The sequence below is a fragment of the Trueperella bonasi genome, from assembly GCF_030811535.1.
In the GTDB taxonomy this organism is placed as follows: domain Bacteria; phylum Actinomycetota; class Actinomycetes; order Actinomycetales; family Actinomycetaceae; genus Trueperella; species Trueperella bonasi.
Window position 1 is genome coordinate 1,604,065 of record NZ_JAUSQX010000001.1, and the last position, 20,434, is coordinate 1,624,498.

At 54.8% G+C, this 20,434-nt stretch carries 18 protein-coding genes and 3 tRNA genes; 10 read left to right on the forward strand and 11 right to left on the reverse strand.

The features are described 5' to 3' along the window. The gene (locus tag J2S70_RS07355) at positions 1-612 is read left to right on the forward strand and encodes a hypothetical protein (protein ID WP_307683074.1); all 612 of its coding nucleotides are present in this window, start codon (positions 1-3) and stop codon (positions 610-612) included. Here J2S70_RS07355 and J2S70_RS07360 read toward each other — a convergent pair. From J2S70_RS07360 to J2S70_RS07390, 8 genes are all read right to left on the reverse strand, one after another. Beyond that, positions 609-1,628, reverse strand: a complete 1,020-nt coding sequence (locus J2S70_RS07360; protein WP_307683075.1) for an ArsA family ATPase — start codon at positions 1,626-1,628, stop codon at positions 609-611. The genes J2S70_RS07355 and J2S70_RS07360 overlap by 4 nt on opposite strands. Then, a complete protein-coding gene (locus J2S70_RS07365; protein ID WP_307683076.1) occupies positions 1,619-1,909 on the reverse strand; it encodes a cory-CC-star protein in 291 nt (96 codons plus the stop codon). Before J2S70_RS07365 ends, J2S70_RS07360 begins: the two co-directional genes overlap by 10 nt. After that, a complete protein-coding gene (locus tag J2S70_RS07370; protein WP_307683077.1) occupies positions 1,910-3,643 on the reverse strand; it encodes a carbon starvation CstA family protein in 1,734 nt (577 codons plus the stop codon). A gap of 135 nt (positions 3,644-3,778) precedes the next feature. Then, the gene (locus tag J2S70_RS07375) at positions 3,779-4,222 is read right to left on the reverse strand and encodes a pyrimidine dimer DNA glycosylase/endonuclease V (protein ID WP_307683078.1); all 444 of its coding nucleotides are present in this window, start codon (positions 4,220-4,222) and stop codon (positions 3,779-3,781) included. 527 nt (positions 4,223-4,749) lie between these two features. Beyond that, positions 4,750-4,998 (reverse strand): plasmid mobilization protein, encoded by a 249-nt coding sequence (locus J2S70_RS07380; protein WP_307683079.1) that lies wholly within the window; start codon positions 4,996-4,998, stop codon positions 4,750-4,752. Positions 4,999-5,132: 134 nt separating this feature from the next. Beyond that, the gene (locus tag J2S70_RS07385; protein ID WP_307683080.1) at positions 5,133-5,654 is read right to left on the reverse strand and encodes a hypothetical protein; all 522 of its coding nucleotides are present in this window, start codon (positions 5,652-5,654) and stop codon (positions 5,133-5,135) included. A gap of 43 nt (positions 5,655-5,697) precedes the next feature. Continuing rightward, positions 5,698-5,802 carry a helix-turn-helix transcriptional regulator gene (locus J2S70_RS08905; RefSeq protein WP_407702638.1) on the reverse strand — a complete coding sequence of 35 codons (105 nt, stop codon included), beginning with the start codon at positions 5,800-5,802 and terminating at the stop codon, positions 5,698-5,700. A gap of 170 nt (positions 5,803-5,972) precedes the next feature. Further along, positions 5,973-6,311 (reverse strand): methyltransferase family protein, encoded by a 339-nt coding sequence (locus J2S70_RS07390; RefSeq protein ID WP_307683081.1) that lies wholly within the window; start codon positions 6,309-6,311, stop codon positions 5,973-5,975. Between the two features lie 675 nt (positions 6,312-6,986). On the opposite strand from J2S70_RS07390, the gene J2S70_RS07395 reads away from it, so the two are divergent. Further along, entirely contained in the window at positions 6,987-9,248 is a 2,262-nt protein-coding gene (locus tag J2S70_RS07395; RefSeq protein WP_307683082.1) for an AAA family ATPase, read from the forward strand. Between the two features lie 188 nt (positions 9,249-9,436). Here J2S70_RS07395 and J2S70_RS07400 read toward each other — a convergent pair. Next, positions 9,437-9,510, reverse strand: a tRNA-Gly gene (locus J2S70_RS07400). Positions 9,511-9,641: 131 nt separating this feature from the next. On the opposite strand from J2S70_RS07400, the gene J2S70_RS07405 reads away from it, so the two are divergent. Beyond that, positions 9,642-9,718, forward strand: a tRNA-Pro gene (locus J2S70_RS07405). Between the two features lie 334 nt (positions 9,719-10,052). Here J2S70_RS07405 and J2S70_RS07410 read toward each other — a convergent pair. Next, a tRNA-Glu gene (locus tag J2S70_RS07410) sits at positions 10,053-10,125 on the reverse strand. Positions 10,126-10,611: 486 nt separating this feature from the next. Between J2S70_RS07410 and J2S70_RS07415 the strand changes: the two genes are divergently transcribed. The 7 genes from J2S70_RS07415 (at position 10,612) to J2S70_RS07445 (ending at position 18,096) form a co-directional block, all read left to right on the forward strand. Beyond that, entirely contained in the window at positions 10,612-11,604 is a 993-nt protein-coding gene (locus tag J2S70_RS07415; protein ID WP_307683083.1) for a LacI family DNA-binding transcriptional regulator, read from the forward strand. A gap of 29 nt (positions 11,605-11,633) precedes the next feature. Continuing rightward, positions 11,634-12,587, forward strand: a complete 954-nt coding sequence (locus tag J2S70_RS07420; RefSeq protein ID WP_307683084.1) for an aldo/keto reductase — start codon at positions 11,634-11,636, stop codon at positions 12,585-12,587. 132 nt (positions 12,588-12,719) lie between these two features. Beyond that, on the forward strand, positions 12,720-14,294 hold the full coding sequence (gene tig, locus J2S70_RS07425) for a trigger factor (protein WP_307683085.1): 1,575 nt from the start codon (positions 12,720-12,722) through the stop codon (positions 14,292-14,294). Between the two features lie 718 nt (positions 14,295-15,012). After that, entirely contained in the window at positions 15,013-15,645 is a 633-nt protein-coding gene (locus J2S70_RS07430; protein WP_307683393.1) for an ATP-dependent Clp protease proteolytic subunit, read from the forward strand. Between the two features lie 15 nt (positions 15,646-15,660). Next, positions 15,661-16,329 (forward strand): ATP-dependent Clp protease proteolytic subunit, encoded by a 669-nt coding sequence (locus J2S70_RS07435; protein ID WP_307683086.1) that lies wholly within the window; start codon positions 15,661-15,663, stop codon positions 16,327-16,329. 145 nt (positions 16,330-16,474) lie between these two features. Continuing rightward, on the forward strand, positions 16,475-17,746 hold the full coding sequence (gene clpX, locus J2S70_RS07440) for an ATP-dependent Clp protease ATP-binding subunit ClpX (RefSeq protein ID WP_307683087.1): 1,272 nt from the start codon (positions 16,475-16,477) through the stop codon (positions 17,744-17,746). Positions 17,747-17,757: 11 nt separating this feature from the next. Continuing rightward, the gene (locus J2S70_RS07445; protein ID WP_307683088.1) at positions 17,758-18,096 is read left to right on the forward strand and encodes a chorismate mutase; all 339 of its coding nucleotides are present in this window, start codon (positions 17,758-17,760) and stop codon (positions 18,094-18,096) included. Here the strand turns inward: J2S70_RS07445 and J2S70_RS07450 are convergent. Beyond that, on the reverse strand, positions 18,093-19,922 hold the full coding sequence (locus J2S70_RS07450; RefSeq protein WP_307683089.1) for an AMP-dependent synthetase/ligase: 1,830 nt from the start codon (positions 19,920-19,922) through the stop codon (positions 18,093-18,095). The genes J2S70_RS07445 and J2S70_RS07450 overlap by 4 nt on opposite strands. Between the last annotated feature and the right edge of the window lie 512 nt (positions 19,923-20,434).

Sequence of the window (20,434 nt, forward strand, 5' to 3'; positions counted from 1 at the left end):
ATGCGAAAATCAATAGCTTTGCTCCTAGCTCTCGCGGTTCTTGGTGGATGTAGCTCCTCGGGTGAGGACGCCGAGATCCCCACACCAACCGCTGAAGTAACCAGCGAATCGCCTTCGCCAACGCCGGAACCGACGCCGGAGCCCACACCTGCCGCCACCGATCAGCCAAGCGATGTGAAAACGAGCAGAGACGGCGAAAGTATCGTCTACACCTTGGCGGGCGATGAGCTTTCGCTGGTGTTGCCAAGGCAATGGTCGAATATCGTCGATACCTCGAAAGCCTTCCCGGTCGCCGTGCAGAACCCGGAAAACACGCAGCGGATCGTCATCGGCGAAATTGGGCCTGCTCGATTGACGCTGGAACCCGAGCCCTACCGAGAGCTCCTCGTTGAACAGCTTGATGTGGACGACACCGAGGTTGCCTATATCGGCACTCGGTACGCGGGCGATCAGACTTATCCAACATTCTTTGTGAACACCTACGACTATGCGGCCTGGATTTTCTTGGTCGAAGCTGACGATCGGTTATTCGAGCTCACCGTCAAAGGGGATACCTACGCCGAAGGCGCCGCAGCGTTGGACCTTCTTGAAACTTTGCAGAACTTTTCCTAGAGCCTCGCCGTCACGAGCGCTATGCCGCGTGCTCCTTCCGGCGGTTCTGGCAAAAGAGGTACTTGCCTGACGTGAAGTGGCCCCGTGTGCTTTTCTAGTTTCGCGATCTGTTCAGATTCCAACTCGTGACGGCGCCGTAAAAATTCTCCCGCGTCGGTGGGAGATCTACGATTGACGATCACAGAGCACAGGGTGACATCCATCGATCGCAGTTCCTTCACGGTTTCGATCGCCTCAAGCACCGGCATAGGTTCAGCCAAAGTTACGACGACGAAACCCGCGTCGCCGGTTCTTAAGCCATCCCGCAAAGCGGCGAGCCGCTTTTGCCGCGCTATGAGAGTGCGGCGCAGGTGGGTATCGCGATCAGTTTCCCGCTCGGCATTTTCGGCTCTCTTGCCAACAATTGAGCCAAGCACAGCCGAATGGTGATCGGCACGTGAGCGAGACTTTAACAGCTCTTCAGTCCATGTAGACAGTTGCTCTGGAAGGGTGAGCAAATGAAGGGTGTGCCCGGTCGGGGCGGTATCGAAAATGACGAGGTCGTATTCGGTGCCTGCGAGCTGAACATTTTCCGCCACTCTCTCGAGCATCGCAGCTTCGTGAGATCCTGGCGCATTGCGTGCCGATTCTAGGTGGCGCTTGGCTGGGCCATGCATGTTTTCAGGGAGCATGCGAAGCATCTGGCGATAAACGGCGTCGAAATGTTTTTTAACCAGAGTTTTGGGATCTATTTCGACGGCGTCAATCAGACCCGGTTGGTGGTCACCCAACGATTGCCGAACTATATCAATCTCCCCGGTCACATCCTCGGGGCGGAGAAGAGGAGTAATGCGGTCAGAAAGACCGGTTTGCCACAGGTGGCCAAGATTGTGTGCCGGGTCGGTGGAAACGAGGAGTACGCGCGCCCCTTGTAGCATGCGGCCAAGTGCGATGGCTGAGCTGATCGACGTCTTGCCGACGCCGCCCTTGCCACCAACAAAAAGGATCCGGCGCTCGCCAATATCTGTTAACAACATGAGATGTGGTCCAAAGGTGTGCGTGGCATCCCCATCCTGCGGTGCCACGCGTGGAAATCTTCGAAAACATAAGGGAGAAGTTCAGCGTTGTAGAACGCTGCAGGATCTGGAACACCGAGAGCCTCGCCGAGTACCACGAGGGTGAAAAAATCATCTTCGTCCCGTTTTTCCCGCGCAATGGCCTGCGAGAAGCCTCGTGCGTAATATTCTTCAAATGCGCGATTAGCCGCGACGAGGCGCGCCCAAACACGTTGGGCGCGCCCCTTTCGTTGGTCACTCATTTAGCTATCGGATTCGGCACGAGCCCATTCGTATGTGACATCGGCGTCCGGTTCCTCGGGAGGTTCGTTCTTCGCGCGGCGCATGGCGAGCACCGCCTCAACTGCCACCCACACGGAGCTGAGAATAATGATCGCATCGATAGCGAGCAGCAGGTAATCCGGGTTGTCCGGATTCATGAAGCTCATCGCCTGGTCGATCGCCGCCCAGAACGCCATGACGAACACGAGCGTCAACGGAATGAGCGCAGGAAGAGGATTGCGGCGCTTGCGCAGCAGCATCACTGTGATCAGTGACAGGGTCAGCGATGCGAGCAACTGATTCGACGTGCCAAAGAGCGGCCAGATTCGCAGACCGCCTCCACCGTCAAGGCCTTGCGAGAAGGTCATACCAATGCCGAGTGCGACGACGATTATAGTCGCCACATACTTGCCGACCCGGATGTTGACGGTAGATGCCGCCTCCTGGACCACGAAACGCATGAGACGCATGCCGGTGTCCATCGTCGTCGCCGCAAAAAGCACTGCCATAGTTGCGAGCACGGTACCCGAAAGCGAGGCCGGTAAACCGATACCCTGCTCCATCAGGTTACCGCCACCCTCGACGAAAGCGGCAACACCGCCGTTGCCGTACGCGGAATAAATTTCTTCCCACCTGGCAACCGTGCCAAAGCCACCCGCGACGGCGAGGATCGTACCGAGCGAGAGCAAACCTTCGCCAACAGCACCGAAGTAACCAACAAAACGTGCATCCGTCTCCTTATCGAGCTGCTTGGACGACGTACCCGAGGAGACGATTCCGTGGAAGCCAGAAATAGCGCCACAGGCAATCGTCACGAACAGTAGAGGTACGATCGACGGCGTTCCCTCTGGCGTGTTCGAATTCCAGAATGGAGCGACGACGGTGGTAGCGTCTGTTCCAATGATCGTACCGATCAGAACCGAGGTGTAAAGCAGGGCCAAGCCAACGAAGAGCTGGACGCCATTGATGTAATCGCGCGGCTGAAGAAGCAGCCACACTGGCAGTGTGGAAGCGATCGCACCGTAGACGAACAGGGCGATAATCCAGAACGCATTCGGGCCAATGCCAAGAAAGTCATCCGGAAGAACCACGGGCACCTTGTCGCCAATAAAGATCAGCGTGTAAAGAATGACGACGCCGAGCACAGTCACTGGCAACAGGGGCAGTTTAAGGCGGTAAATCGCAAATCCGACAAACAGCGCCACGACGATCGCACCCCAGGCAGGAATCACCGACGACGGGGTCGAAATGAATAGACCGGTAATAACGACGGCGAATGCCGTGACAACCATCAGGAGAACTAGGAAGATCACCACGAGGAATAGGTATGATCCGCGCTGACCGATGTAGCGCGAAGCGATCGAGCCGATGGAGCGGCCCTTGTTACGCTGCGAGGCCCACAGAGCGCCGAAATCGTGCATGCCCGCGAAGAACACGGTTCCGAGCGTGACCCACAAGAATGCGGGCCCCCAACCCCAGATAATTGCGACCGCCGGGCCAACAATGGGCGCGGCTCCTGCCACGGAAGTAAAGTGGTGCCCCCACAAAATGTATTTGTTTGTGGGAACGTGATCCACGCCGTCGTCAAACTCGTGTGCGGGCGTGACGAAATTGTCATCCAGCTGATAAACCTTGCTGGCAAGGTACTTGGAATAGACAAGATAACCGAAGGCAAAAATCGCCAAACCGATTAGCATGATCCATAAAGAGCTCATCTTTGTGCCCCTTTGTGATTCAAGTAGCCAAAGCTACAACTGTGCATTGTTTTTAGATCGCTTCGTCTGCGTGTTTGACGGTGCTCGGCGATCCTGAGCCGATTGTGGCAGATTTTTTCACAAAATGCCACTGTTTTAAACCGTGCGTTCCCAGGATTCGACATCCCCTTCGACCGTGGTAAATAGTGGATGAGGAACGATCCGTGTGCTGGCTTTCCATTGGGGAGCAGTGAGAGTGCCCGGGGAACGTTTTTCGAGCTTCGAGCACAGCCATTCAAGCTCGTAGGCGAGTTGGCCGGTTGTCACGGGGATTAGTGGCGAATAGTTAGTAGTCGGGTGCGTGATTTTTGTGCGATCGAAGTTATAGCCACGTGAATCGGCTTCCTCAAGCACACCGGAAAGATAGGCGCCGACGGCGTGCACTGGCTCAGCCTGCTCCCTGAATCGGATGAGCTGCGGGTGCTTGGTGTAGCCGCGGGTGAGACCTTGAAGGACCTTCTGCGCCAATAGCGTTTCTCGCCACAGAGCGACCAGCCCCGCGGCGTCGAGGTAGTTGGGGTGAAGGCTCCAAAGTCGCATGTTTCTCCGCTCGGATTAAAACTCTTTTCATCATAGTGGGTCTCTCTGAAAATCCTGTGCATGGCAATGCCCCGCCGTGCGCGTGCTAGACCTCCATGTTGGCCTATGGCCGGAGCACATTGAACTGCGCAGGTGGCTCTGGGGAGTTGGGGCCAAAGCCCGAAAGGTTTATTAAGGCGCTGAACCGGCGCCTCTGGAACTTTCGGGCGGGCTTTTTGCTGGAGCCGTTGAGCGCTTCGGGAGAGGGCGACCGCGAGCCGCTGAAGTTTGCTTTTACCCTAAGAGTCGAATGTATTGTGGTCTTGCTTTCATCGCGTGGATGATTAGTTCGTTACCGCTATCAAAAAGCAAGACGACAGTCTCTAGAAGGCGTCCCGAATTGTCGAATCCTAGTCTCAATTCTCGTTGTGGGTTCTCGTCGTCTAGTGGCTCTATCCAGAGCGCCCAGATAGCGGCATGAAGAATATCAGCGTCCGACAGCGAGTGTTGTGAAGCATGCTTTCTAGCCGAAGCATGGATGGAAATCGTCATGCCAGTGCAGCATTACGGATCAGTTCGGAGCGAGTGATGTTCAGTTTCTTAGCTCGTGCATCGATAGTTTCTATCTCCTCCGAAGTGAAACGTACGGCGACAACTTGGCTGGGTGTAGCACCTCGACCGGGTCGTCCTCGCCCTCGTTTAAGTAGCGCATCAACATCGTAACCGGCCTCAGCTTCTTCCGCCCACTGGAGAATCTGTTGTTCGGTTACGGCGGCACCTTTAATCGTTTCTGACATGCAAATATCGTATTACGAAAAAGTGCGCCAGGAAAGGGTGGGCTTTAGATTTAAAGGTTTGTTGACAGGGCATGGGGGATCCCTAACTGACCGCACAAATGGTTGCGCACTAGGTCATCCCAAAAGCGTGTCTATTACCGCTCTGTGTCTAAAGAGGGCGACCGCGAGCCGAGCTTACGAATCCCTGCGCCAATACCGGCACCTAGAGCGGAGATCAGCATTCCGCCAAGTAACAGTTCAAAAGCAGGTCTGCCCAAATTGTTGAATGTGATCATGTTACCCGCATTGAAAGTTGCGTATTTGGCGAGCATCGCTAGGAAACCGAACACAGGCGCGGCGGCCCATTTCCACTTTCCCCAGTAATCGTTCTTCCCGATAATGATTGAAAGTATGAGGGTCGTGACGGGCAGCATGATCCAGAAATACCACAGAGAAAAGCCGATCCCTTGTGTGTTGTCGATAAAGAACCAGAACGCAATGATTCCTGAAGACCACATGGCGAGATAGGACAGGATTAAAAGGAGCATAGCCTGGCGGTTCTTGCGTTTGACTGCGTTGGTACTCTCGTCCAGAAACTGAAGATAGTTAGACATATTCCCCTCCGTTGTTTTTTCTTTTAGAAGCTCATCGAGGCTGATCTGGTCAATGTCGCTCATTTTGACCACGCTTACGATGTCGGGGCAAGGTCTTCCCGGTTTCTCAGTTCGAGATCGTTTGCCTGCTAACTCCGAGGCTGTCGGCAACTGTCTCCTGAGTGATGCCTCGAGCTTTGCGACCTTCTTGTAGCCTTTTTCCGATGTTCATCTGCCACCACCTTTCAGTGTGGTTCTCATCGTAAAAGTTCCGTTCTGCGTGGTCTATCAAAAAGCTTTATAAACCGGGCTTTTGGATGGAAAAAAGCTTTGACAAAGGCAGGATCATCCATTTGCGCCGGACCGAGCGATCATGTGCGATTCGATCAGTGACGGCTCGGTTTACGACTTGTGCCGAGTCTTAGTTTTGCGAGGTGGCCGAGGAAAAGCGCGATTCACGTGGGTGGCATAGCGGGTGTATTCGGCGCCGAACTTGTTCTCTAGCCAGCGTTCTTCGGTGTGTTTCATCAAGACGCTCAGTGCTATCCAATAAACGAACGGTAAAGCTAGCAACCACCAGTTCGCTTGCACGAGTAGTAGACCAGAGTTCGTGATGTCGCCGCCTGACGCAAAGCCTAAATAGTTCAGAATGCTGGCTATGGCCGCCAAGGTGAAGATTCCAGCAATATAAATTGGCCCCACGCCGAAAACGGCAAGGTGCAAATAAGCCTCCTTGCTCATGGGGGTATATTTCATATGTCGAAAATCGGATGTGACGCTTAGCGGCAACGAGCTAGTCGACGTAGCATGAGCATGCACGGGCTCTTATAGGCGAGGTTCGTCTCCGCATCCAGCAGAGATTAAGAGCTACGAGCAAGTTTTTGAACGGAACGGAAATAGTGGAGCCAAAGACCTCGCATTTGATAAGGGGCGAGATTGCCGCGAATCGGCTGCTGAGCAGGGGTTTTGCTGATTCGAGTACCGTTGCGCCCCTTCTTTTGGGGTAGTCATGCGGGTCGTCCGGAGCGGTTCTAGCCGCCGTTGCTGTGCGCTGCACGACGGGGGTCTGGTTCGGTGCTAGCGTTGGCGAGTTCAAGGTGAGGGGTGCCCGAGGGTAGGTCGAAGACATCAGACGAAAATATGCGGTGACAGAACTGCCGACAAACCGACGAACCCCACCAACTGGATGCCCGCAAGACGTGGCAAGCGTGATTTAGTGGTACTTTCCGTGTGTGAGCCCAAGGATTTGTGGTTCTATCAAATGCGTTTCCAGTACACTGTGATCAGAAGCCGCACAGTGTTGCGGTTCTTCCTCCGAAGAACTTTGCGACATCCAAGTTGGTAGTCGCTTGACGCCTACAAGCCTAGGAACTCGGCAACTTCAAGGTCTGTTAGAGCCGTTTAAGGGGATTCGACATGATTCAGGTCAAGAGCAATGAATCTTTGCGGAATGTTGCAAAGGATTCGTTAGTTGGAATACAGCTGTTGACGGATTCAGTTTTCTTTGGAATTAACGGAGCTGGAAAGACAACGGTATGTGAGGTACTGAGTCGGGCAACCACTTTCGATGATAAGCGGAAAGACAATAGTGAACCTATTCTTCTCTATGCGTTTGACGACCAATGGCGAAGAGACAAGGTTGGCGACTTCATTGAAGGCGGGGCAGCCCAAGGTGTCACTACTGTAGTCCTAAGTGATGACGCTGGTGACCTTGAAAAGAAGATGCGGATAGCGCAAGAAGAGTGGGAATCAGCTAGAAAAGATGTTGCGGCAAAGCAGGAAGAAGAAGATGACAAAAGCAAGAGCCTAGAGGGGATCGTTGAAAAGGTTGCGAACGGCGTCCGGGAGGACCTTAAGGAAAAGTGTGCAAATTTAGGAGGGCGGCAGTTTCAGCGCCGCGAAATACGTGCATTGCTGGAGAGGGGCGAAGCCTCACCACTGGCCCAAAATGAGGTTCAGGAAAACATACGTATAGCAAACTCTGATGATCCTGGTTTCCTTCCTGATTTACCGAATCTCCCGGATGGCTGGGTCTTTTCCGATGAACTCTGGCAGAAGACTGCCGAAAAATCGTCAACTGCTCAGACGGTGGCCATGGCTATAAACGATTGGGTTCGTGAAGGCATGAATAGGCATAAGGTTGGGGACTCATGCCAGTTTTGCGGGGGTGAAGTTTCGGCGCAGAGACTAGTAAGCCTTGAAAATGCAATCCGAGAGGTCGAGGCAGAGGCTCCCGCACTAGTCAAAAGTGAACTAGGAGAATGCAAGAGCGCCATATCAGCACTAAAGGCTTTCGAAGTGGTTCTAAAAGGGACTAATCTCGATACTTCAATTTACAGTTCAGAATTATCTTTGCAGAAGGCGGAGGTACTGCTTGAAGTGCAGGCTGTTTTAGTGCAGCTTGATGACTCTGCGAACATTCTTGGCGATCGCGTGAGAGATCCGTACGGCTTGATTCAAGGAGATAAGCCAGATGTGCGATTCTCTGCACTTCAAGCAAAGTACAACGATCTTCAAGGCTCACATGACAACGTCAGTGCAGAGATAGCCAAGCACTCTGCCAACAAGGAATCTGCCATTGTGCTTCTGAAGAAGCACTGCTGCGCCGTAGATGGGGCAGGATGGAGCGAAGCCAAGAAGGCGCGTGACGATGCTGCCAAAGCCAAACAAACGGCGCAGGAAGCGGAAAGAGCTGCCAAGAAAAGCCTTGACAAACTTAAGAAACAAGTTTCAACTACTGCTGCGACTGCTGAATTCCTTGATAAAGCCTTGTGCATGATCTTGGGTGACGGAAATTTGCGTGTCTCTGAAGGAGACACTGGTGAGGGGTATCGAATTACCCGCCAGGGTGAGAAAGCCATAGCTATGTCCGAAGGCGAGAAAAAGTTGGTTTCATTGCTCTACTTCTGTGCTGAGTTTTTGGCGGAGGATCGCAAACAGTCACTGAAAAATAGCGTGGTGATCTTTGATGATTTGGGGTCCGAGCTAGACGAGGCAAGACTTCTTGCAGTGGATAGATTCATCTCCGGCCACTTCCAGAACCCGAAGCCTGCCTCGCTGGTGTATTTCACACACAGTCACACTTATCTAAAAATCCTACAATCTCGCCTTTCCGACAAGGCTGTTCCCAAGAAAAATGGCGAGGCTCCGAAAGCAGTATTCTACGAGGTTTATAAGGACACTTTTGGATGCGTGGAGCAATCCACACGTTGCCGGCGATGGGATAACGACGCTGTGCGACTGACCAACGACTACTGGCTTTCATTTTATATGGTGCTGCGAGCTTTTGAGGATTTGCAAGACGGCAATCCACCAGAGTTGGGAACCGGGAACTTCTGTCGCAAGGTGCTCGAGGGGTTCACCGAGTTCCGGGCGCCTAACAGCGATCAATTTGGTTCTCGCATCGATACTATTGTCGCCCAGGAGAAAATTTCGATGTCGCCCGCTTTGTCGAAAATCGTTAACAACTTGTCTCATACCGATTTAAATAGATCTGGCGGTGTTTTGTCGAGGAATGAAGTTGAGCTTGCCGTGATTCAAACACTTAACTTTCTTCAAATCGTTGACCCCAAGCATTTTCGCGCGCTACTGGTCAAATTCAGGGGCAAGGAGGGGGCAAAGAAGCTTGAATCGGATATATCGTTGCGCATCGATCGCGCAATCGCCATCGACCTGTAGAACTGTTCCGCATAGCTGAGCCCGCCTCACCCGAGGGCGGGCATTTTCATGCCCATAACTAGCCGTTGCTCAACCCGCCAACGCTCTGACTAGGGAAAACGTGAACTCGCCAACGCTCGCCGAAATTTAGATCCCCAAGGGCATACTCGCCAAACGGAACCCCGGCCTTATCAAATCCGAGGTCATAGTGGAGCGGGTGACGAGAATCGAACTCGCACTATCTGCTTGGAAGGCAGAGGCTCTACCATTGAGCTACACCCGCTTATCAGAACTTCTGACCAGATGAGTTTAGCAAGAAAGTTTTCATAACAAAAAACGCACTTGGTGATTTGGCGCTCATTGGCGTATTCCGGATTCGTGTAAGGCGCGTTCGTCAACTATGATGATCAGGCACGGGGTATGGCGCAGTTTGGTAGCGCGTCCGCTTTGGGAGCGGAAGGCCGTAGGTTCAAATCCTGCTACCCCGACCACCAGAAAAGCCCGGCAGGTCAACGAAAAGACCCGCCGGGCATTTTCGTGCCGAAGGGGTGGCCCCGCCATTTCCCCCGCCATTCAAAATACGTCTCGGCGGTACCGCTACGTAGAGCTTGTTCGCGGAGGTTGGTTTCGCTTCCGGGGGTTGGTGTTGCTTGGGGAGGTCGGTAAGCCACGGAAGCTCGGAAAAACGGTGGTTTACCGATCCCCATGAGACTTATCGATCTCCTTGGGCGTTATAGATCCCCGCGGATGTAAGGATTCTCGGGTAGAGCTGTGTAATCCTGCATACGAAAAGGGACCTCCGGAAAACCGGAAGCCCCCTGCTTGTACCCCGTACCGGATTTGAACCGGTGTTACCGCCGTGAGAGGGCGGCGTCCTAGGCCGCTAGACGAACGGGGCCTATTCGTGATCGCTCACGAAACATAGATCCTACCGAATTGCTCCGGCTCAGGAAAGCTGGATCGACTATGACCTCGATAACGTTGGCTACTGTGGCAAGTGCGCGCTGCCGGACCGCATGGGTGGCGCGCACCCTGCAATCTACCTCCCGCGACACCTACATCATCGCGGCGAGAGTGGACTAAGTGTCGCGGGAACGAGCCACACGCCGCGGAGTGAAGAGGGACGAAAAGAATTGTGGCCCCGGATCTTCCCAGGGCCACGCCTCTTGCTGTGACGTCCATTCGAACTTTCCTTCTTCGCTCTAACGAACGTGGTCTTACAAGCCTTCGCTCACTACCTCAAACAAATGCTTCTTCCATTAATTCTGGGCGTCTCGATGCCTTTTGGGCGCCGGTTGCCGTGAGTTGCCAAAGCGGTGCCGGTCTGGGCGTCTGTATACTCGAATCCATCAGTTTTATCTCGAGCTGCACGAACGAGGCGAGCATGGGCGCGAACGAACGGGTGACGATCTACGACGTTGCCCGCGCGGCTGGCGTTTCACCCTCCACGGTTTCCCGCACCCTCTCGCGTCCTGGCCGAGTAAGTGCAAGCACCGCCAAGAAAGTCCATCAGGCGATCCAAGAACTGGGATACATCACCGCCCACAGCTCAGCACACGCTGAACGAGATACTCACACGATCGCGTTCTCAGTCCAGCGCCTTTCCAACCCGATCTATGAAGAGATGCTCACGGGATTCCGGGAACGATTCGACGATAGCTACGTGCCCGTCGTCGTTGAATCCGAAGAGGATGCTGCCCGTGAGGCCGCGAATCTTCGCCGGATTTTACCGCAAATCGACGGTCTGATTCTCGCCTCTTCGCTACTCACCGACGCGCAGATCGCTAATCTACACAAGCAAATTCCGATGATCCTCGTTCAGCGCCAGGTGAGCGGGATATCGTCCATCATGTTCGACGTGAACGTCGGGATCGCCCACCTCATCGAATTATTCGACCAACACCAGCACGAGGAATTGCTCTACGTTTCAGGGCCAGAAAGGTCGTGGACGAGCGGTATGCGATGGCGCTCCATACAGGCCGCGGCCGGCGATCGAGGAATCAAAGTATCGCGTACGAAACCGCTTGAGCCCAGCCCCAGCAGTGGATTTGACGCCGTGGAGCTTTGGCAAGAATCGAATGCCACGGGCGTGATCACCTTCAACGACTTGCAGGCAACCGGATTCTTGCAAGGCGTTGATCGCGCCGGCTTGGAAGTGCCTCGAGATGTTTCGTTAGCCTCGTTCGACAACTCAATCGCCGCGTTAATCGCCCAAGTGCCCTTGACTTCCGTGGGCGGCTCGAACGTGCGTGTGGGCTACCACGCGGCCGAGTTATTGAAGGAGCAAATGAAACGTAGGAATAACCAGCCGCGAGAGATTGTGCTTCCGATGAAACCGTACTTTAGAAAGTCGCTTGGGCTTGCGCCAAACAAGTAGCCTTGAGTGAGGATCACAGGGAGGATTCCATGGAATACAGGCGCTTAGGTAAATCGGGCTTAGTCGTTTCGGTGCTCGGATACGGGGCCAATAATCTAGGCCGTGCGGGCACGAAGACGGCAGACCACGCCGGCGCGAATGCGATCGTCGGTACTGCCCTCGATGCCGGCATCAATTATTTTGATTCTGCTGACGTATATGGTGCCGAATACGGCATGTCTGAGACTTTATTGGGTAAGGCGCTCGGAAGTCGGCGCGATGAAGCGGTGATTGCCACCAAGTTTGGTATGCCGAAGTCGAAGCCGGGGGAGCGAATCGCGCGAGGTAGCCGGGCTTACATGCTGAAAACACTCGAAGCTTCGTTGACCCGGCTTGGCACTGATTACGTCGATCTGTATTACTATCACAGCCCCGATCCGTCGACCCCGCTCGAAGAGACGGTCGACGCGCTGGAAACCGCGGTAGAAGCTGGCAAAATCCGCTACTACGCGATCTCTAACATGGCCGGCTGGCAAACGGCAGCCACGGCAGAATTGGCGAGCGCGGGCCGCCTGGTTGGCACCCAGAACCACTACAACCTCATCGACCGCCGGGCCGAGCTGGAGATTTTGCCTGCCGCCCGCCACTACGGTCTTGGCGTTATTCCATACTTCCCGCTGGCCGCTGGCCTATTGACGGGCAAGTACACGGACGCCAATCCGGGCGATGGCCGGCTCAAGGAAGGCGATCCGAAGATCGAGGCAGCGGATATGAACCAGCTGCGCGCCTACCGCGATTTTTGTGCCGAACGCGGCCTAGATCAGGCGCAAACTGCCATCGCTTGGCTGGCGCACCAAGAACCGGTGGCCTCGATTATCGCGGGTGCCACGAAGCCGGAGCAGATTGAGTCAAACGCGAAAGCGGCCGAGATCAAGCTCGATGCTGCGGACCTTACAGCGCTCGATGAGATTTTCCCTCCGGCCGAGCAAGTAGCACTCTTTTAGATCTTTGTGGTTGCTCTCATGCTGGGCAATGGCAGGATAATCGCCACTTTGTTCTATTATTGAACGGTGTTGCGTACATGAGACGCGTATGGAAGTGACGGACGGCTTGCCGTCCCTAAACTCAGGAGAATTGTGAAGCAGAACGTAGAGCATTTGAGCGAAACTCGCGCCAAGTTGAGCGTCGAAGTATCCGCGAAAGACTTCGAGCCGGAGTATGACAAGGCCGCTAAGGAAATAGCCAAGCAGGTGGACATCCCGGGATTCCGCCGTGGTAAGGCTCCGCGCCGAGTACTCGAGTCCAAAGTTGGCCGCGGGTTCATAATCGAACAAGCCGTGAATGACAACCTTGACCGGTACTATCAGGAGGCCGTGGCTGAGGCTGGCATCGTCCCGATGTCGCGCCCCGAGGTCGCAATCGACGAAGTGCCGAAGATGGCGGGCAAAGACGACGAAAGCGCGCTGAAGTTCACCGTTGAGGTTGACGTTCGCCCGGAGATTTGGATGCCGAATCCGGCTGACTTTGAGGTTGAGGTTCCGGCAGTTGAGGTTACCGACGACGACGTCCAGGCTGAGCTCGATGCCTTGCGTGAGCGGTTTTCCACGCTGACAAATGTTGACCGTGCCGCGAAGGAAGGCGATTACGTCAACATTGACATGGTTGCCAAGATCGGTGACGAGAACGTCGACGACGTGGCGGGCGTTTCTTACCGGATCGGCGATAACACCATGCTTGAGGGCCAAGATGAGGCGCTGACGGGTGCGAAGGCGGACGACGTCGTCGAATTTAAAGCCAAGCTTGCAGGTGGCGAACACGAAGGCGAAGAAGCGGACGTGACGATCACCGTCCACTCGGTGAAGGAATCGGTGCTGCCGGATGCGGACGATGATTTCGCGATGATGGCCTCGGAATTCGACACGATCGACGAGCTTAAGGAAGACCTGCGTGAGCAGGCGACGAAGGCGAAGGCGAACAGCCAGCTCTCTGGCGCTTACGACGCGCTTGTTTCCCAGCTGGTAGAGGCCTCGGACTTCCCGTTGCCGCAGGGTGTGATCGACGATGAGATCGCGAACCACTTGCGCAACGAGGGTCGGGAAGCCGACGACGAGCACGGCGAGGAAATCCGCCCAGACGTGGAGGAAGCACTGCGCAACCAGTTGCTGTTGGACACCTACGCCGAGGCTTTCAAAGTCGAAGTTTCCCAGCAGGAACTTCTCGACTTCTTGATCACCCAGGCCCAGATGTATGGCATGGATCCGAACCAGTTCGTGCAGGCGGCAGCTCAAGCTGGTCAGATCAACGCGTTTGCGGGCGAGATGGCTCGCAATAAGGCAGTGATGGCTGCGCTGCGATTGGCGAAGGTCAAGGATGAAAACGGAAACGTTGTGGACGTCGATGAGATCCTTGGTGAAAAGCCCGAGGGCGAGGTCGTCCCAGAGTTCACTGAGAAGCCGAAGAAGACGGCTAAGCCAAAGGCGGAGACGAAGCCGAAGGCGGCCAAGAAGGCTGAAGCGAAGCCAAAGAAGGCTGAAGAAAAGGCCGATGAGTTGGAAGAGAGCGCAAACGGCGAGTTCGATCCGTCTGCCCATACAGTCGGTGAGGTTCTCGAGTACGCTGAAAATGCCGACGACGCCGAGAAGGCTCGCGTCCTCGAGGCTGAGAAAGCTGGTAAGGCACGCAAGGGCATCGTTTCTAAGCTCGAGAGCTAGAAGCTCGAATTAGAACAGCGGTGCACCTACTCGTAGCAAGCGAGTAGGTGCACCGGTTTAATTGAGCGTGTTGTTGGGTCTTTCTTCATAGGGCTCCTTCACCAGTGCGTTACAACAGTTCATAGACTTCAAGAAGCGTTGCGGGCCTGCTGCGAGGTGCAGGTCTACTTGAGAGGGTGCGTATTTCTACTCGAAAAAATGCGTTTTTCGGCTCGAGCATCGATGTGAACGCTCAGATTCATTACTTTTGTGCGTACCTCAATCTATTGGCAGGCCACGCCTACGACTTTGGGAGCGGACAACGGCGCTATTCCGCCCCAATTTCTCGGACTCCAAAGAATATTCACTTGGCTAGCCAAGGATCCGTGAAAATAACATGACAGGAGCCGGGATTTGAGCGTGAGCGTCGATGGGAAGACATACAGGGCCCGACTTTAAGCATGCCGAGCGTAACGATACCGACTTTACGGTGTTAGACCGAAGACCCGATCTTCAGCCCCCAACCCTTTGACCATTAGTCCACTGATGTAACGGAGGCTCAGTGAGCATTACCAGCCTTCACTGCCTCATGTGCCAACAGCGAAAATGGCACAAATACGGGAAGTAAATGGCCGGCTAATCGTTAGGATCGATTGAGTGAAAGGGCACGTGCCGAGCACAACGCACGCAAGCCCAAGGAGTTAGTCCAGCCCACAGGGGCGAAGGAGGGGGCATGGAAATGCCACAAGCAGCGGTCGGCGGCCACAATCTTGGCCTGAGCGACTCGATTTATAACAGGCTCCTGAAGGAGCGCATTATCTGGCTTGGACATCAGGTCACCGATGAGCTCGCGAACATGATTTCTGCGCAGCTTTTGCTCTTGGCAGCTGAGGATCCTGACAAGGACATCTACCTGTACATCAATTCGCCCGGCGGATCTGTTACGGCCGGCATGGCAATTTTCGACACGATGCAGTACATCAAGCCCGATGTCGCAACGGTAGGCATGGGGCTTGCGGCATCGATGGGCCAGTTCTTGCTCACCGCTGGCGCGAAGGGCAAGCGCTACATCACCCCGCATACGCGCGTCCTCATGCATCAGCCGCTTGGCGGCGTGGGAGGCACAGCTACGGAAATCCGTATTAATGCTGACCTGATTATGCAAATGAAGCAGGAACTTTCGGAACTCAATGCCAAGCACACGGGCAAGTCGGTCGAGCAGATTCTCGAGGATTCTGATCGCGATAAGTGGTTCACTGCCACCGAGGCGCTCGAATACGGTTTTGTTGACCACATCATCGAGCATTCCTCGTCCGTTGTGGGCGGTGGCGGAGTTGACCGCGGAGCCGCGACTCAAGGCGAAGAGAACTAGGAGGATAGAACAGTGATGATGAACGAAAAAATGATCCTCCCTGGCGGACGAGCTCCGCAGATGCCGTCGAATCGTTACGTGCTCCCGAACTTTGAGGAGCGCACGCCATACGGTTACAAGCGCCAAGATCCCTACGCCAAGCTTTTCGAGGACCGCATCGTGTTTCTCGGCGTGCAGGTGGATGACGCGTCCGCCGACGACGTCATGGCTCAGCTTCTCGTGTTGGAGTCCCTCGATCCGGAATCGCCGATCACGATGTACATCAATTCGCCTGGCGGTTCATTTACCGCTATGACGGCGATTTACGACACGATGCAGTACGTGAAGCCTGAAATCCAGACGGTGTGTTTGGGCCAGGCGGCCTCGGCTGCCGCGATCTTGCTTGCTGGCGGTTCGCCGGGAAGGCGCCTGGCGCTTCCAAATGCTCGCGTGCTGATTCACCAGCCGGCCATGCAAGGAGCACACGGCCAGGCCTCGGATATCGCGATTATTGCCGACGAAATCGACCGGATGAACCAGTGGCTCATCGATACTCTCGCCGAGCACACCGGCCAGGATCCGAAGCAGATCGAACTCGATATTTCGCGTGACAAGATCCTTTCAGCCGAGCAGGCCAAGGAATATGGAATCGTCGATCAGGTGCTCACTTCGCGGAAGAAGAGCCGCGAGGAAATCGAAGGCTAGAACACCGCAGATTAACAACGACCGTGGCGGTGCGCTGGAAGTATCCGGTGCACCGCCCATCGTTTGTCACATCGAGGCGTGCCACACTGGAAGCGAACGGCTTTATGGTGTGGAATGGATATCAGGCTATGAAAGAGGTTGCGCGATGACTCGTACCGCTGACGCGGCAGACATGCTCAAGTGCTCGTTTTGTCAGAAATCCCAACGCCAGGTCCGTAAGCTGATCACGGGCTCGGGCGTCTACATCTGCAACGAGTGCATCGAGCTGTGCAACGAAATCATCGAAGAAGAATTCGGTGCGGAGGTGGAATCCGCCCCGATAACCGAGTTGCCCAAGCCGAAGGAAATATACGAGTTCCTCAACGAATACGTCATCGGGCAGGATAGTGCGAAACGCACGCTCGCCGTCGCCGTCTATAACCACTACAAGCGAATCCGCGCTCAGGATTCCGTGCCGGACAAGAAGAAAAAAGACGGCGACGACGTCGAAATCGGCAAGTCTAATATCTTGCTCATCGGCCCAACAGGCACCGGTAAAACCTACCTTGCGCAAACACTTGCCAAGATCTTGGACGTTCCCTTCGCGATCGCCGATGCCACCGCTCTTACCGAAGCAGGCTATGTGGGCGAGGATGTTGAAAACATTTTGCTCAAGCTGATCCAGGCAGCCGATGACGACATCGCACGTGCCGAGCGGGGCATCATCTACATTGACGAGATAGACAAGATCTCCCGCAAATCTGAAAATCCCTCGATCACTCGCGACGTGTCCGGTGAGGGCGTCCAACAGGCGCTGCTGAAAATAATCGAAGGAACCGTCGCGGCTGTTCCGCCACAGGGCGGACGCAAGCATCCGCAGCAAGAATTCCTCGAAATTAATACTGCGAACATCCTCTTTATCGTTGCGGGTGCATTCGCTGGGATGGAAGAGATCGTCTCCTCACGTACTGGCAAGCGCGGAATTGGGTTCGGCTCAGCGCTACATGAAGTCGAAAAGACGGGAGAACTTCTCAAACAGACCACGCCCGAGGATTTACACAAATTCGGCCTGATCCCCGAACTGGTGGGCCGCCTCCCAGTGATCGCCACCGTCGACGAACTGACGGAGGAGGACCTCGTCGAAATCCTGAAAACCCCGCGCAACGCGCTTGCCAAGCAGTACCAGAAAATGTTTGAGCTCGACGGCGTCAAGCTCGAGTTCACCGACGATGCGCTGGCAAAGATCGCAGCCAAAGCCATTTCGCGCGGCACGGGAGCTCGCGGGCTGCGTTCGATCCTCGAGAAATTACTGTCCGACCTCATGTTCGAACTTCCCTCGCGCGACGACGTGGATAAGGTTCTCATTGACGGTAACGTCGTGGATGGCACGGGCGAAGCCAAGCTCGTACTCACGAAACGGAAGAACAAGTCTGCTTAAGGGGGCGGTCCATGCCAACTGACGAACAGCTCACCGAGCCCGGCGAAAATAGACGGACTGACGTGCCAGCAGAGTTAGAGAACTTCCGTACAACTATCGACAATCTGGACGCCGCACTCGTTCACATTTTGGCTGAACGTTTCCGTTGCACCCAGCAGGTAGGCCAGCTTAAGGCCCAGCACAATCTTCCGGCCTCGGACAAGGAACGCGAGGCACGGCAAATCGAACGGCTTCGCGAACTGGCAGCTGAAGCTGACCTCGACCCGGTGTTTGCAGAGAAGTTCCTGAAGTTCATCGTGGCCGAGGTCATTCAGCACCACAAGCAGATTGCGGCTGACAAGAAGCGCTAGCTTTCGTAGATCTTCTCGATCACATCCGCGTAGTCCTTGAGAACCTCGCCACGCTTGACTTTCAGCGACGGCGTCATATATCCGTTCTCAACGGTAAAGTCACCGGAAAGAATCTCGAACTTGCGGATCGACTCCGCACGCGAGACGTGCTTGTTTGTACGCTTGATTGCCCGGTCAATCGCCGCAATGATCTGCGGATCCGAAATTGCTTCGGTTGCAGACATCGCGGGTAGGCCGCGATTGCTGAGGTATTGGGGGAGTGCTTCGGTGTCGAGCGTCACCAGCGCGGAAATGAACGGCTTCTTATCACCCACAACCACAACTTGGGAAATGATCGGGTGTGAACGTAGCCTGTCTTCAAGCTCGGCAGGTGCAACGTTCTTACCGCCGGCGGTAACGATGATCTCCTTCTTGCGCCCGGTGACCCACACAAAATCGTCTTCGTCTACGCGGCCAATATCTCCGGTGCGGAACCAGCCATCCTCGGTGAACGCTTCGGCGGTGGCTTCGGGATTATTGTGGTATCCCTTGAATACGTGGTCGCCCTTGACGAGCAGTTCGCCGTCGTCGGCGGCCTTTACGTAACAACCGGGATAGGCCGGGCCGACGGAGCCGAGCCGCCACTTGTGCGTACGATTCACGGTTGTCGGTGCGGAGGTCTCGGAAAGACCATAGCCTTCGAGCACCTGAATGCCGGCGCCGGTAAAGAATGCGGCCAGCCGGTTACCCAACGGCGCGCCACCGGAAATCACATACTTAACGCGCCCACCCATAATCTCCTTAATGTTGGAGTAGACGATCTTGTCAAAGAGCTGGCGTTGCAAGACTAGGCGCTGGCTTGGCCCCTCGTCGGTTTCAAGTGCGCGTGCGTATTCGATCGCCACCTTTGCAGCCGTGCGGAACATCTTGAGCTTGACGCCCTTGCCGGCCTTCGCGTCTGCCGCATTGTAGATCTTTTCGAACACGCGCGGAACGGCAAGTACAAAGGTGGGGCGGAAAGATTGCATATCAGCCACAAGGTTCTTCGTATCGGGGGAGTATCCCACGGTGCATCCGGCGTATAGAACCACCACATTGATGAAGCGTGCGAACACGTGCGCCATGGGGAGGAATAGCAACGTACTCGCATTCTTCCGTGCAATCACGTCCATAAGCCCTTCGTCGGCAGGGCCGTTTAGCACCACGTGGAGCAGATTGCGGTGTGTGAGAACCACGCCCTTGGGACGCCCAGTGGTTCCGGAGGTGTAGATGATCGTCCACGTATCGTCTGCTTTTTGGGCGTCGATACGTCGGTCGATCTCGCTGTCGTCATCAAGCGAACCCGCAGCGGTGATGCGGCCCTGGGCGTCGTCGGCAATGACGAAGATTTTTTCGAGCACGCTTTCACGGTCAAGAATCGGCTTGAGCAGTGATTCAAGCGACTGATCAGCGACGACGGCGAAGCGACAGCCCGCGTCCTCAATGATCCACTCGGCCTGCTCGAGCACCGAGGTTTCGTAGATCGGCACGGCGTAACCGCCAGCGAACTGGATGGCGAAATCGAAGAGCGACCATTCGTAGGAGGTGGGCGCCATGATTGCTACGCGGTCTCCCGGCTGCAAACCGTGTGCGATAAATCCGCGTGCCAGTGCGCGCACTTCGTCAATAAACTGCGCCCAGGTGACCGAAATCCACTGGGTGCCCATCGAGGACTTACGTTTGCACGCAATTTTCTTGGGCATCTCCTGGCTGCGCCTGCGGATGAGTGCCGGTACGGACATCGAGTCAGTAACCTCCATTTTTCCAGGAATGAAGGATACGCCCTCTTCGTTAATGTATTCGCTCACGATACTCCTTAAATTTTTGCTAAAACTACGCTAGCGTAGCTTAGAAGTAAAGTGGCGGATCCTAGGCGTACTACGCCATGAAATCCGCCACTTGGGGATAATGGTTCAAGGCTGGCCCTGTTGATCCGAATCTGCCGAAGGCAGATTGTGCCGTTACTTCCGCTTTGCTCTGTCGCCTCACATGCAGCGACTTCTTTTACGTGCAGTTTTTTACGTGTGCCAATTTCTCTTGCACTCTCAAATTTGGCACTCGTATTCCGATTTTCCTTGCATATTCAAATTTCCCTTGCGTATTTCAGTGTGCAACCGTGTGTAGTGGTTGAGGTGGTGAAAAATGTATGACGCTGAGCGTTTCTACCGACGCTTAGGCGCGTATCCCGGCTTTTGTCATTAGATTTTCACGGGTCTTTGGCTAGCTGGATGAATATTCTGTGGAATCCGGCAGATTGGGGTGGTGGAAAGCGCTGTTGGCTCCACAAAAACTTTGTATAGGTCAAGGTGTGCGTAAAAGT